This window comes from Winogradskyella ursingii, assembly GCF_013403975.1.
GTDB lineage: Bacteria > Bacteroidota > Bacteroidia > Flavobacteriales > Flavobacteriaceae > Winogradskyella > Winogradskyella ursingii.
Genome location: NZ_JABFDH010000001.1, coordinates 363,960 through 377,522, shown reverse-complemented (window position 1 = coordinate 377,522; position 13,563 = coordinate 363,960). Strand labels below are relative to the sequence as shown.

Sequence of the window (13,563 nt, the reverse complement as noted above, 5' to 3'; positions counted from 1 at the left end):
AATGTCTATTTTACTCTTTTTTCAGGGAATCAGTATTGATATGGACTTATGTGGACCAATCAAAGAAATTTCAAACTTAATTTCACATTATCAAGATCATAAAGTTTATGGCGACTCTTTCTTTGAATATATAGTAGAAGATTACATCGAAAACGACACAAAAAGCGAAGGACATCATAATAATTCAGACAAGGAGAATATACCTACCCATTCTCATCATCAATGTTGTCATCCTGTAGTGTTTATAGCAAACACCGCAACAGCTCAAATCAATCGATTTAAGTTTGAAGATAAAGAGCAGTTTAATTCATATACTGTCAACTTCAATTCCATATATCTGGAATCCCTTTTTCAACCCCCTCAAGTATAATTCAGTTTTTTTAAGGATAGCTATATCCTAACGTGATGTTTCTCAAAGTAGGCATTGCTTTATAAATACGTTGCATCTATTCGCACCGTAAGTTTTAAACTGAATTAATACATTTTCTATGATTAACAAAATCATTTCATTTTCCATTAATAATAAATTTATTATTGGACTCTTTATAGTGGCACTCGTTGGTACAGGTATTTGGTCTATGGCCACTATAAATTTGGGTTCCGTACCCGATATTACAAACAACCAAGTACAGGTGATAACCACCGCACCAAATCTTGGAACAGAAGATATTGAACAATTTGTTACCTATCCAGTGGAGTTGGCAATGGCTAATCTACCTGATGTTGTTGAGCTTCGTTCCGTTTCCCGTTTTGGGCTTTCCGTAGTAACTATCGTTTTTAAGGATGAAGCTGGTACGTATCTGCCTCGGCAACTCGTACAAGAAAAGCTCTCTGAGGTCAGCGAAGAAATTCCAGAGGGTTTTGGAACCCCCTTTATGGCGCCTATAACTACAGGTCTGGGTGAAATATTCCAATATACCATAAAAGTAAAAGAAGGTTATGAAGACCAATATGACGCTATGGAACTGCGTTCCGTTCAAGATTGGTTGGTGAAACGACAGATGGCATTGGTGCCTGGTGTCGTTGAGGTCAACGCTTTTGGAGGATATGTAAAGCAATATGAAGTAGCACTAAGCCCCGATAAACTTAAAAGTTTTGGCATTACTATGAGCCAAGTTTTTGAAGCGCTTAAAATGAACAATGCCAATACAGGTGGTGCTTACATTGAAAAAAACCATCAGGCCAATTTTATTAGGGGTGAAGGTCTGGCCCGTAGCCTCGAAGATTTAGAAAATACAGTTGTAACCACACAAAACGGAAGCCCTGTTTTAATAAGGGATGTCGCCGAAAAAGTAGGCTATGGTAATCAAGTACGCTATGGTGCCTTTACGCAAGATGGCCACGAGTCTGTCGGAGGTCAGATACTTATGCTTAAAGGGGAAAGTCCAAGTAACGTTATCGAAAATGTCCAGAAACGGATTGATGAAATCCAAAAGTCCCTACCCGAAGGTCTTTATATAGAACCATTTTTGAGCAGAAGCGAACTCATTGCGCGCACTACCAGTACTGTTGAGAAAAACCTCATTGAAGGGTCTCTAATTGTAATATTCGTACTTGTTCTTTTATTGGGAAGTCTTCGTGGTGGTTTGATTACCGCATCGGTAATTCCATTATCCCTCTTGTTCGCTTTTATTTTGATGAAACAATTTGGGGTGTGGGCAAACCTAATGTCACTTGGGGCCATAGACTTTGGTATTATCGTTGACGGTGCAGTAATCATTGTAGAAGGTATGGTTTTTCATATTCATCAACGGATGAAAAAATCAACTAAAGTCATTGAACAGGCTGAAATGGATGAGATTGCCTATGAATCTGCAAGCACTATGATGAATTCAGCATTTTTTGGACAGTTGATTATTCTTATCGTCTTTACACCTATTTTATTCTTAACCGGTGTAGAAGGAAAGATGTTTCGCCCAATGGCATTTACCTTCGGTTTTGCGGTTTTAGGTGCAATTATTCTGTGCCTTACTTACGTGCCAATGGTTTCATCAATGTTTTTAAAGCCTGCTAAAAACCCCAATCATTGGTTTGCAAAGTTTGAAAATAAAATTGACAGGTTCAGTGATAAGATAATGTCAGGGCTCAATAGAGCTTACAAACCTCTTTTGACGTTCGCTCTTCGTTTTAAGGCTGGAATTATAATAGGCGCAGTTGGCCTATTATTGATAGCAGGATTCATTTTTAGCAATATGGGAGGAGAGTTTATTCCTAAACTCGATGAGGGCGATATAGCTATGCAAGCATTGATTAAACCAGGCAGTAGCCTTACCGAATCCATTGAAGCTTCTAAAAAACTGCAAAATATAATTGGTGAATTCCCAGAGGTTAAAACGATGATATCACGTATTGGGGTTGCAGAAATACCTACAGACCCTATGCCTATGGATATTGCCGATAGTTATATTATCCTTGAAAAGGATAAAAGTAAATGGAAGAGTGCTGAAAGCAAGGAGGAACTCATTGAAAAAATCAAGGAAAAAATAGCCGTGATTCCTGGTGTAAACTTTGTCTTTACCCAACCCGTAGAATTGCGTTTTAATGAGCTTTTGACTGGGGTTCGGGAAGATGTCGCCATTAAACTATACGGGGAAGACCTCGACGTTCTGGCCGATAAGATACAGGAAATTGCAGCGGTAATAAGAACCGTTCCCGGTGCTGCTGATTTAAATGTTGAAGCTACGAGTGGGTTACCTCAAATGACGGTGGAATACAATCGTGCAAAAATGGCACAATATGGGGTTACCATCGACAAACTGAACGACTATGTAAGTGCCGCCTTTGCCGGAGAACAAGCAAGTGTGATTTTTGAAGGCGAAAAGCGGTTCGATGTGGTCATTCGATTGGCTAAAGAATATAGGCAGGATATCAACAACTTGAAAAATCTGTACATCGATTTGCCCAACGGCAACCAAGTACCTCTTAAAGAGGTTGCAAATATCAGCTATAAGCCTGGGCCTATGCAGATTTCAAGGGATAATACCTATCGCCGTATTTCTGTAGGGGTAAACGTTCGAGGACGTGATGTTAAGTCTATGGTCGAGGAAATCCAACAAAAATTGGATGCCGAGGTCAAACTGCCACCTGGTTATTATGTGACCTATGGTGGATCCTTTGAAAACCTGCAAAGAGCAACAGACCGATTAACGATTGTTGTACCCATTGCCTTAGCGCTTATTTTTATCCTATTGTACTTCGCCCTCAATTCCTTTTCACAATCGGTAATGATTTATATGGCCGTACCATTGGCAGCAATCGGTGGAGTTTTTGCCCTTTGGATAAGGGGAATGCCATTTAGTATTTCTGCTGGGGTCGGATTTATCGTGCTCTTTGGGGTGGCAGTGTTAAACGGACTTGTCCTTATCAATAAATTTAATGAACTAAAAGAAAGCGGTATGACAAATATAAAAGACAGAATATATGAGGCCACACACGAGCGGCTACGTCCCATACTCTTAACAGCAACTGCTGCTATTATGGGCTTTATACCAATGGCCATATCCACATCGGGAGGTGCAGAGGTACAACGCCCTCTGGCAACGGTAGTAATCGGTGGACTAATATCGGCTACTTTCTTGACATTGGTCGTTGTTCCAGTACTATATAATTGGCTGGAAGCTCGCAAAGAACGTAAAGGCAATGGTGGCGATACAAGTTACGTCAAGAAAAGTGCAACCGTGGTTGTGGTATTATTGAGTTTAGGAGGTTTCTTATCCCCAACTTCTGCAAATGCACAGGACGGCCAGATGAGCCAAGTGCTCACTTTGGAAGAAGCCATCGCTCTGGCCAAGGAAAATTATCCTTCCCTTAAAGAGAGCCAAGCCTTTATTGAACGTGAACAGGCGATGAAGGGTACCAGCTTCGATTTGGGAAATACACAGGTATTTACAGGAAAGGAAGAATTTGGTAATGACCTTCCCGGTGTACAAACTACCATAGGTGTACAGCAAGGAAATATTGATTTACTTTCAGGTTTTTCAAAATCCAAGTTCTATAAGGAACGTGTTAAACTGGGCGAAACGTTCTACGCGGTCAACGAACAGCAATTGATTCGCAATGTGATGCAGGCTTATGACCGCATCAATTACAACAAGGCGCAATTGCGTTTTGCGGAACAGTTGGACAGTGTTTATGCTAACTTTAGGACGGCTGCAGAATTGCGTTACGATACAGGAGAAACGGGCAAATTGGAATTTATTGCCGCCTCTTCAGAATATCAGCAGATTCAAGTCTTAAGGCAGCAGGCCTATGATGATATAGAAATCGCAAAAAGGGCATTGAAACAATATTTGGGCATTGACCAAGAAATAGAAACTGTGAATTTGGACTATGAACCGATGGATTTTTTGTCCAATTTAGATTCGGCTTCCACAGCCAATAATCCTTTGCTTCAATATGCTATGCAAAATGCAGAAGTAAGCAAAGCCAATGTCGGTGTGGAAAAAGCACAGTTCCTACCCAAGTTCAACCTAACCTACGGAAGACAGATTGTGGATGATGTATCGGGTTTCAATACCTATCAAGCCGGCATTAGCATACCGCTTTGGTTCTTTCCACAGAAAGCAAGGGTAAAGGCTGCCAAAGCAGATGCATTGGTTGCTGAGAACCAATACCTCGAACAAAAGGCAGTGACCGAAAGTAGGGTGTCGCAGCTCATAAAATCACTGGAAAAGACCCAAAAAACTCTTGATTACTATCAGGAAGGTGCATTGCTTTTGGCCGAGCAGCAAATTACTACGGCAGAACTGGCATCTAAAGAAGGTGAAATAGATTATGTGAACTATATCACTATTCTCAACAGTGCCATCAGGATAAAACAAAACCATTTACAGTTTATAAATCAATATAACCAGCAGTCCATTGAGCTGCAATATCAATTGGGTAACCTATAATTTAAAAAAGAATAAGAAATGAAATATATAGCAATAATTAGTGTAGCATTAATGACCTTCTTTATGGTTGGCTGCAACGACAAGCCCGATTCAGAATTGGGACATAACGAAGAAAGCACAACCGCCGAAAAAATGGAAGCTGAAGAAGATGCACACGATGAACACAATGAAGAAGAAGGTGATCATAATGAAGAAGAAGGAGAGGAAGGCGTAGTAGTGCTCACCAACGACCAAATCCAAACCGTTGGTCTTGAGACCAAAATGTTAGAAAAACGCAATCTTGGCAACAATATCAAGGTTACCGGAAGGCTCGAACTTTTTCCTCAGGATAAGGCAAATATCAGCCCGTTTATGGGTGGTAACGTTAGGTCCATCAAGGTTATAGAGGGAGATAAAGTACGTAAGGGTGAAGTGCTCGCCTATCTTGAACATCCAGATATTATAAGTATGCAACAGGAATATCAGGAAAAAAACGATGAACTCGTGTTCCTAAAGCAAGATTTTGAGCGAAAAAAGACATTGTTCGACAAGGGTGTTTCCTCTGGAAAGGAATTTCAAATGGCACAGTCAAAATTTCGTTCCACTACCTCAAGTGTAAACGGTTTAAGGTCAAAACTACGTTTGTTGGGTATTAACACATCCAAGGTAGAACAAGGAGAAATCTACTCTGCAATACCTATATCTACGCCAATTTCAGGCTACGTAGACGAGGTAATGGTAAGTCTTGGGGACTATGTGGCACCACAGTCCAAGATGTTCGCCGTAAGCGATAATTCTAAAATTCATTTAGACCTTAAAGTGTACGAAAAAGATATTCCAAAGGTAAAAGAAGGACAGAAAATAATCTTTACGGTAGCTTCCAAACCTGATGAATTGTTGACCGCAGAAGTACATTCCATCGGCAAAACCTTTGAGGAAGACCCTAAGGCCTTGCACGTGCACGCGGATATTGATAATAAAAATGGCGAATTGCTTCCCGGTATGTATGTTGAAGGCAGAATTGCGGAAGGACAAAAATCAGGTTATGCTGTTCCAGAAGAAGCCATCGTCAAAGAAGGCGAACAATCCTATATTTTCATTGTAGATGAGGATGGGGAAACCGAAGAAAACACGGTAAAATTTAAAAGGATTCCTGTAAGTACGGGCGTAAATGACCTTGGTTTTGTGGAAATCAATATCCCTTCAGAAATGGCAAAAAATATAAAGGTAGTCACTGTTGGAGCCTATACCCTTTCTTCTGAAATGGTTAAGGGCGAACTGGAGCACGGGCACTAATTCAATAACAATCAAAGGTTTTGATTCCGAGTCTGTTTGTCGTCTTAATTATTTAGTTAAAAATTAAAGAACAGGCTCGGTTCAAAATCGATTAAAAATAAATGATATGAAAGAAATAAAAGCATTTGTAAAACCGAACAGGATACGAAGAGTAATAGAGGCCTTAACCGACAACGGATTTAAAAGTATGACCCTATCACAGGCAGAAGGTACCGGAGCGTTCAAGGCAAAAGGCGCCAAACCGTCACTCGATTTTCACGTGACGAACAGTCCTGTGGTAAAACTGGAACTCGTCTGCCAGAACGAAGAAGCACAATCTGCAATAGACATCATTCTCAAAAATGGCAAGACACCAGACCCTGGCGATGGCATCATTTATTTGTCAGAAATCGAAGATGCATTTCAGATAAAAACGGGGAAATCCCTGAAGCGGTATGACCTTTAATCCCTCTTATAGCAAATGGAAAAAATCGTAAAGAAGTTGGAAAGCAAGGGGGTTCGCCCTACGGCAATGCGCCTGATGACCTATAAACGGTTGGCGCAATTGAACGTGGCCATTAGTCTGGGCGAACTCGAAAAAGATTTTGAACGCTCGGAACGAAGTACGCTATTCCGCACTATGAAAACATTTGAGGAAAAAGGAATCGTGCATCAAATTGAAGATGGTACCGGCATCATTAAATATGCCCTTTGCGAGGACAATTGTGAATGTGAGGTCGGCAACGACCTTCACTTACATTTTCATTGCAATAGTTGCGGTGAAACCGTGTGTCTGACAGAGCATAAAATTCCGACAATAAACCTTCCCGAAGGCTATGTAGCAGAAGATATCAACCTCGTGGCAAAGGGTATCTGTGAGAAGTGCAGTGACGACTTGGATTAAATTTTTAGATTTAAAAAAAACAGGAACAATGATGACGATTTATAAAAATGAATGTAAGGTATATATGATAGCTCAGAATAGGCTGGATGCTACCGATTATGATAATATGACATCTCAATTAAAAGACCACATACAAGAACATAACAAAGTGTACTGGTATATTGAAATGGAAAATTTTGAGGGGTGGACCGCAAGTGCCTATTGGAAAGGTATTGAACTAAAACTTCCCAATGAGGAACGACTAAAGCGGGTCGCATTGGTAGGAAACGCAAAATGGCACGAACAGTTTACTGAGGTTTTGATACATTTTACAAGGGCGCACATAAAATTCTTCGGACCTGATGAAAAAAAATTGGCCAAAGAATGGATAGAGAAAGAAAATAATTAAAACAGCAAAATTGATTTAAACGGAAAAACTATACTACGTTTTAGGTAAAGTGTGGGATGTGTAATATAAAATTAGCGAAGTATATAGCACAAGGCTAAAACCGATAAAAAATCTGAAAAATGTAGTAAAAACTTTCTAATAAAAATTGGTAATGAACCAACCCAATGGCATACATAATCAAAATATAGGAGCGCTGAACAGGCGAGGACTTCTTATTACCGCTGCGATAGGATTTGGGGTTGGTATAATCTTCATACAGCCATTGGGCATTTCCCTGTTCCAATATGACCAAGGTGGTGATGCAGGCAATTGGTGGTATCTGTTCAAAAAAGCATTTGGACAAGTCGCAGGATTTAGCGATATAGACCAAATCCTAAAAAATGTCCTATTCGGCATTATGGGCAGTAGTCTCGCCCTGATGTTCTATACAAGAAAAACGATATTTCGACTAAACAGGGAAAAAGTCGGGGTTACTTTTATAAGGGAATTATTGGACAAAGGTGAAAACCACGAGGTAGAATTCAAAAGTACCTTGCGGTGGGACCTTCGACAAGGAAAGGTAAACAAAGCCTTGGAAACGGTAGTTGCAAAGACCATCGCAGGGTTTATGAATACCGAAGGTGGGCATTTAATTATAGGGGTTGATGATGAAGGTCGTATTCTGGGGCTGGAACAGGATTACGGTACTTTAAAGAAACCGGGGAAGGACGGGTTTGAACAGTATATAATGCAGTTGGTGTCCGTCAATTTGGGCACCCATTTTTGCCCCTTGGCAAAGGTGGTCTTTTATCAATTTGAAGAAAAGGATATTTGTTATGTAGGGGTTCACAAATCACAAAAACCCGTGTATTTAAATTTGGGCGACCGTTCGCATTTCTTTATCAGAACCGGGAACGGAACCCGCGAGTTGGATATGCCTGAGGCTCTGGAGTATTTGGAGGTACACTTAAATTAATATAAGCCCTATAAAATTGAAAAAATGATACAGATATTAAACATAGAAAAAGAAAACTTAATCGCCGCTAAAGTCAACGGTAAAATCACAAAGAAGGACATAGAAAAAATCCATCCGCTCATCCACAACATCATCGAAAAAGGGCATAAAGTGGATTTCTACTTTGAACTAAAAGATTTTCACGGCTATGACCTACAAGGCTTTTGGGCAGATTTAAAGGTGGATGCTACACATCTATCGGATTATGGAAAAATGGCATTTGTAGGCGAAAAAAAATGGCAAGAATGGGCCGCTAAAGCTACTGATTTCTTTATCGGTTCAGAAGTCAAATATTTTGACCTTCAGGATAAGGAACAAGCAAAAAACTGGATACAAAACAACTAAGGATATGAAAAAACTAAAAATCAAAATTCCCGTAATCCTTCCACAGGTGCCGGACGAAAAGGATGCCTGTGTCAACAGGCTTATCGATAAACTAAAAGGTCGTGAAGGTATTGACAATGTACACGTATCCGATGAAAAAGCAGACGGTGTCCCGCAACTCTGTTTCCATTACGACCCCGATGTCATTTCACTTGATAGGGTACGGTCTTTAGCGGAGACTACTGGCGCCCAAATCACTGATAAATTTGGACACAAGTTGGTAGAAGTGGAAGGGATACGCCACACCCGTCACGCCCGGACCATCGAGAAAGCAGTCAAGGAGGTCGATGGAGTTCTCGAAGTTTCCGCTTCCGCTTCCGGAATGATACGTGTGGAATTTAATAAAGGTATCACAGGATTTGGGGCTATTAAAAAGAAAATAGAAAAACAAGGGTTGACCATTATTGAACCTTCGGTTGAAACAGAAACGTATTTTCAAAAAATGAAAGTTTCCAAGGGTGAAGAAAAATCCGAACATATTCAGGACAAGGAAGAAAAGCAACACATCGACGAGAGCGAAGACCACGTTCACAAAGACGGTGAAGAACACGACCACAAAGAGGATGAAGGCGAGGCACACGCACACGGCGGTATTTTCGGCAAGAACACCGAACTTATTTTTGCCATCATTTGTGGTGCCCTTCTTGGAATAGGTTTCGGATTGTCCTACGTGGACTCGATACCGGATTGGGTCAGCTTGTCCCTCTACATAGGCGCCTACTTTTTTGGAGGTTATTTTACCGCGAAAGAGGCCATACAGACTGTAGCCAAAGGTGGTTTTGAAATCGACTTCTTGATGTTGGTAGCCGCCATTGGTGCCGCTGCTCTGGGCGAATGGGCAGAAGGTGCCTTGTTACTGTTCCTGTTTAGTTTGGGGCACGCCCTTGAACATTATGCGATGGAGAAGGCTCGAAAGTCCATTGCGGCACTGGCAGATTTAGCACCAAAAACCGCCCTGCTAAAAAAAGATGGCAAGACTGAAGAAGTCGGGATTGAAAAATTAATTATTGGCGATATCATTGTGGTCAAGCCCAATAGTAAAATATCCGCAGATGGCGTCGTGGTCGATGGTAAAAGTAGTGTCAACCAAGCCCCTATTACCGGGGAAAGTGTACCGGTGGACAAAGTTCCCGTGGAGGATACTGCCAAAGACTATTCAGAGGTTGATGAAATAAAGGACGAAAACCGCGTATTTTCTGGAACCATTAATGGCAACAACACCCTTGAAATAAAGGTTATCAAAGAAGCGAAGGATTCTACACTATCTCGATTGGTAAAATTGGTGAATGAGGCGCAGACCCAAAAATCGCCTACCCAGTTGCTTACCGATAAATTTGAAAGATATTTTGTGCCTTCCGTACTGGTATTGGTCGTGCTGCTGCTCTTCGCTTTCTTGGTCATCGATGAACCCTTTAGCGATAGTTTTTATAGGGCAATGGCCGTATTGGTTGCTGCCAGTCCCTGTGCCCTTGCGATTTCGACACCGAGTGCCGTATTGAGTGGCGTGGCAAGGGCCGCCCGTGGCGGAGTGCTTATTAAAGGAGGTCGCCCTTTGGAAGACCTCGGCGTTATTACCGCCCTTGCCTTTGACAAGACGGGTACTCTGACCGAAGGAAAACCCAAGCTTACCGAAGTGGTTCCACTTGGGGATATATCTGAAAACGAACTTTTAAAAATAGCCGTGGCCGTAGAGAATCTAAGCGACCATCCCCTGGCAAAAGCAGTAGTTAGAGATGGAAAGGAGCGGCTGAAAGGTGATGAAATACCTGATGCGACCGATTTGGAAGCTGTGCTGGGCAAGGGCATAAAAGCATCATTGGGTAATGACAAAATCTATGTCGGCAACCTCGACCTGTACGAAGGGCTTGATAAAAGTACACCTTCCGAAGAGGTAACCACAAAAGTCCGTGGTCTTGAAGGTGGGGGAAATACTACGATGCTCATTCGGAAGAATGAAGAATATATAGGCATCATCGCCCTAATGGATACCCCTCGTGAAGCCGCCAAGGGAACCCTCAAAAAACTAAAGGAAATCGGTATTAAACGTATGATTATGCTTACGGGCGATAACCAAAAAGTAGCCGATGCCGTTGCGGAAGAAATAGGATTGACCGATGCCTGGGGCAGCCTATTGCCGGAAGAAAAGGTGGATGCTATTAAAGAGCTAAAAGAAAAAGAATCCAAGGTGGCAATGGTGGGCGATGGTGTAAACGATGCGCCTGCAATGGCAAACAGTACCGTGGGTATTGCGATGGGTGCCGCAGGTAGTGATGTGGCCTTAGAAACCGCCGATGTTGCACTTATGGCCGACAAGTTGGAAACCTTGCCCTTTGCCATTGGCTTGAGCAGAAAGGCAAAGGCCATTATCAAGCAGAACCTATGGGTAAGTCTTGGTGTTGTGGCACTACTGATACCGGCTACCATTTTGAGCTGGGCAAACATAGGGATCGCCGTGGCATTCCACGAGGGGTCTACCTTGGTAGTCGTGGCCAATGCGCTACGTCTTTTGGCTTATAAAAAAGATTAGAAGACCCGGACTTGGAAGAATCCGGTTTTTTGAAAGAATATAAAATGACAAAAACGGAAAGAACATTATTGTCCAAAGGGATACGCCCAACTGAAATGAGGTTAAAAATATATAAATACCTCAAAAGGAAGACTTATGCTGATAGTCTGAACGAAATGCAAAAGGTCTTTCTCAAAAAAAGTAAAAGTAACAAAACAGCAAATAAAACCACGTTTTATAGAACGATGAAGTTGTTTGAGGAAAAAAACATAGTCCACCAGATTGATGATGGAACGGCCGTTGCAAAATATGCACTATCTGATGAAAACATCTCAGATTTGCATATGCATTTTCATTGCACCGTTTGTGGAAAAACTATTTGCTTGCCGGATAGAATATCGAAACAAAACTTGCCGGACGATTATGAAATAAACGATGTGAACCTGGTATTAAAAGGGGTATGTAAAAATTGTAGTAAAAAATAATAGGTGGGAGTGCCTTAAAACTGAACCCTTGCGCCCAATGGTCAGCTTAAGGTTTCCCCCACCTTATTTAATTAAAAAATTTACGAATATGGAAAAATATGATGTAATAATTATAGGGTCTGGCCCGGGCGGGTATGTAAGTGCCATCCGTTGCGCCCAATTGGGTCTAAAAGTGGCCATTGTTGAAAGGTACAGCACGTTGGGCGGTACCTGTCTAAACGTGGGCTGTATCCCGTCAAAAGCCTGGTTGGAAGCCTCTGAGCATTATTACAAACTCAAGCATCAATTCGAAAATTTTGGGATTGATGTTAAAGAAGCCAATGTCGATATCCTGAAAATGAACCAAAGGGTTCAGGATGTGGTACAGGAAATCATCAATGGTGTTGATTATCTGATGAAAAAAAACAAGATTACCGTTTATGAAGGCCACGGAACCATTAAGGACAAAAACACGGTCGCAATTAAGGGCGAAGATAAAACGGAAACCATAGCAACCGATAAAATCATCATTGCCACAGGGTCCAAACCCACTTCATTGCCCAATATTAAAATCGACAAAAAGCGTATCATCTCTTCTACCGAGGCCCTTGCGCTACGGGAAATCCCCAAGCATTTAATGGTCGTTGGCGGAGGCGTTATCGGTGTTGAGATAGGTTCCGTATTCGCCCGCCTGGGTTCAAAGGTTTCTATAGTAGAATATTTTGATAGCCTCATTGCCACTATGGATGGCGCACTGGGACATCAATTGCACCGTTCCCTAAGAAAACAGGGAATTGATTTTTATTTGGAACATAAGGTGACAAACGCAACGGCAACTGAGGACAAAGTAGAATTGAAAGCGGAAAATCTTTCCGGTAAAGAAGAAATGGGTTTAGATGGCGATTACTGCCTTATGGCCATTGGCCGAAAGCCATACACCGCCAATTTAGGGCTTGAAAATATAGGAGTGGAAACCAATGAGAAAGGACAGATAACGGTAGATGAGAACCTCGAAACCAACGTCAAGGGTGTGTATGCTATTGGGGATGTAATTCGAGGGGCAATGCTTGCCCATAAAGCCAGTGAAGAAGGCGTTTTCGTAGCCGAACGGATTGTTGGCCAAAAGCCCCATATCAATTACTCGCTCATCCCCAATATCGTGTACACCCAGCCTGAGGTGGCCGGAGTAGGTTTGACGGAAGAAGAACTGAAGAAGTCCAATAGAAGTATAAAAACGGGCTCTTTTCCCTATAAGGCAAACGCACGGGCGAAGATAAGTATGGATACGGATGGTTTTATCAAGGTAATCGCAGATAAGGAAACCGATGAGATATTGGGCGTGCATATGATAGGCCCTCGCATAGCAGACAGTTATACCGAAGCGGTGGTAGCGATGGAATTTAGGGCAGCAGCCGAGGATATTGCAAGAATGTCACACGGTCACCCCACATTTTCCGAGACCTTTAAGGAGGCCTGTCTGGCAGCTACCGAAGACAGGGCGTTGCATATCTAAGATTTACAATAACCGGCACAATAAAAAATAAAAGAGATGAAGAAGCTTCAGCGATTGACCAAGGAAATTAACGAATTGACATTGAGAATTGAACAGGACTATCCCGAACTATACCAATATCTCGACGAAAACCCTATTACCATCCCTGATTGCGAAACACCCCAGATTTCCGTCAGCTCGTTCGTGGAATATTTGGATAGCCTAAAATCACTCTTGGAAAGGTATATAGAGTCGCATAAACAAATGAAGCACTAAAAGACAATT

Annotated in this window: 12 protein-coding genes; all 12 read left to right on the top strand. The window is 41.7% G+C overall.

All coding sequences use genetic code 11. From position 1 onward, the window contains the following. Position 1 precedes the first annotated feature (1 nt). The 12 genes from HM983_RS01785 to HM983_RS01730 all read left to right on the top strand — a co-directional run bounded on the left by HM983_RS01785 (position 2) and on the right by HM983_RS01730 (position 13,554). The gene (locus HM983_RS01785; RefSeq protein WP_115122661.1) at positions 2-370 is read left to right on the top strand and encodes a hypothetical protein; all 369 of its coding nucleotides are present in this window, start codon (positions 2-4) and stop codon (positions 368-370) included. A gap of 118 nt (positions 371-488) precedes the next feature. Continuing rightward, positions 489-4,892, top strand: a complete 4,404-nt coding sequence (locus HM983_RS01780; RefSeq protein ID WP_115122660.1) for a CusA/CzcA family heavy metal efflux RND transporter — start codon at positions 489-491, stop codon at positions 4,890-4,892. A gap of 18 nt (positions 4,893-4,910) precedes the next feature. Then, positions 4,911-6,167: an efflux RND transporter periplasmic adaptor subunit gene (locus tag HM983_RS01775; protein ID WP_115122659.1), complete on the top strand. Its 1,257-nt coding sequence runs from the start codon at positions 4,911-4,913 to the stop codon at positions 6,165-6,167. A gap of 106 nt (positions 6,168-6,273) precedes the next feature. After that, positions 6,274-6,612, top strand: a complete 339-nt coding sequence (locus tag HM983_RS01770; RefSeq protein WP_115122658.1) for a P-II family nitrogen regulator — start codon at positions 6,274-6,276, stop codon at positions 6,610-6,612. Between the two features lie 15 nt (positions 6,613-6,627). Continuing rightward, positions 6,628-7,050 carry a Fur family transcriptional regulator gene (locus HM983_RS01765; protein WP_115122657.1) on the top strand — a complete coding sequence of 141 codons (423 nt, stop codon included), beginning with the start codon at positions 6,628-6,630 and terminating at the stop codon, positions 7,048-7,050. 28 nt (positions 7,051-7,078) lie between these two features. Beyond that, complete coding sequence (locus HM983_RS01760) at positions 7,079-7,438, top strand: SpoIIAA family protein (protein ID WP_115122656.1); 360 nt, start codon at positions 7,079-7,081, stop codon at positions 7,436-7,438. Positions 7,439-7,589: 151 nt separating this feature from the next. Next, positions 7,590-8,393, top strand: a complete 804-nt coding sequence (locus HM983_RS01755; RefSeq protein WP_115122655.1) for an AlbA family DNA-binding domain-containing protein — start codon at positions 7,590-7,592, stop codon at positions 8,391-8,393. Between the two features lie 24 nt (positions 8,394-8,417). Further along, on the top strand, positions 8,418-8,777 hold the full coding sequence (locus HM983_RS01750; RefSeq protein WP_115122654.1) for a SpoIIAA family protein: 360 nt from the start codon (positions 8,418-8,420) through the stop codon (positions 8,775-8,777). 4 nt (positions 8,778-8,781) lie between these two features. After that, entirely contained in the window at positions 8,782-11,343 is a 2,562-nt protein-coding gene (locus HM983_RS01745) for a heavy metal translocating P-type ATPase (RefSeq protein ID WP_179343534.1), read from the top strand. 44 nt (positions 11,344-11,387) lie between these two features. Continuing rightward, the gene (locus tag HM983_RS01740; RefSeq protein WP_115123031.1) at positions 11,388-11,807 is read left to right on the top strand and encodes a Fur family transcriptional regulator; all 420 of its coding nucleotides are present in this window, start codon (positions 11,388-11,390) and stop codon (positions 11,805-11,807) included. Positions 11,808-11,895: 88 nt separating this feature from the next. Further along, positions 11,896-13,299, top strand: a complete 1,404-nt coding sequence (gene lpdA, locus HM983_RS01735) for a dihydrolipoyl dehydrogenase (RefSeq protein ID WP_115122653.1) — start codon at positions 11,896-11,898, stop codon at positions 13,297-13,299. Positions 13,300-13,335: 36 nt separating this feature from the next. Next, positions 13,336-13,554: a hypothetical protein gene (locus HM983_RS01730; protein WP_115122652.1), complete on the top strand. Its 219-nt coding sequence runs from the start codon at positions 13,336-13,338 to the stop codon at positions 13,552-13,554. Positions 13,555-13,563: the final 9 nt, after the last annotated feature.

Excerpts from the sequence above, each read along its gene's own strand:
- HM983_RS01785 (WP_115122661.1), top strand. The coding sequence starts at position 2 with ATGTCTATTTTACTCTTTTTTCAGGGAATCAGTATTGATATGGACTTA.
- HM983_RS01780 (WP_115122660.1), top strand. The coding sequence starts at position 489 with ATGATTAACAAAATCATTTCATTTTCCATTAATAATAAATTTATTATT.
- HM983_RS01775 (WP_115122659.1), top strand. The coding sequence starts at position 4,911 with ATGAAATATATAGCAATAATTAGTGTAGCATTAATGACCTTCTTTATG.
- HM983_RS01770 (WP_115122658.1), top strand. The coding sequence starts at position 6,274 with ATGAAAGAAATAAAAGCATTTGTAAAACCGAACAGGATACGAAGAGTA.
- HM983_RS01765 (WP_115122657.1), top strand. The coding sequence starts at position 6,628 with ATGGAAAAAATCGTAAAGAAGTTGGAAAGCAAGGGGGTTCGCCCTACG.
- HM983_RS01760 (WP_115122656.1), top strand. The coding sequence starts at position 7,079 with ATGATGACGATTTATAAAAATGAATGTAAGGTATATATGATAGCTCAG.
- HM983_RS01755 (WP_115122655.1), top strand. The coding sequence starts at position 7,590 with ATGAACCAACCCAATGGCATACATAATCAAAATATAGGAGCGCTGAAC.
- HM983_RS01750 (WP_115122654.1), top strand. The coding sequence starts at position 8,418 with ATGATACAGATATTAAACATAGAAAAAGAAAACTTAATCGCCGCTAAA.
- HM983_RS01745 (WP_179343534.1), top strand. The coding sequence starts at position 8,782 with ATGAAAAAACTAAAAATCAAAATTCCCGTAATCCTTCCACAGGTGCCG.
- HM983_RS01740 (WP_115123031.1), top strand. The coding sequence starts at position 11,388 with ATGACAAAAACGGAAAGAACATTATTGTCCAAAGGGATACGCCCAACT.
- lpdA (WP_115122653.1), top strand. The coding sequence starts at position 11,896 with ATGGAAAAATATGATGTAATAATTATAGGGTCTGGCCCGGGCGGGTAT.
- HM983_RS01730 (WP_115122652.1), top strand. The coding sequence starts at position 13,336 with ATGAAGAAGCTTCAGCGATTGACCAAGGAAATTAACGAATTGACATTG.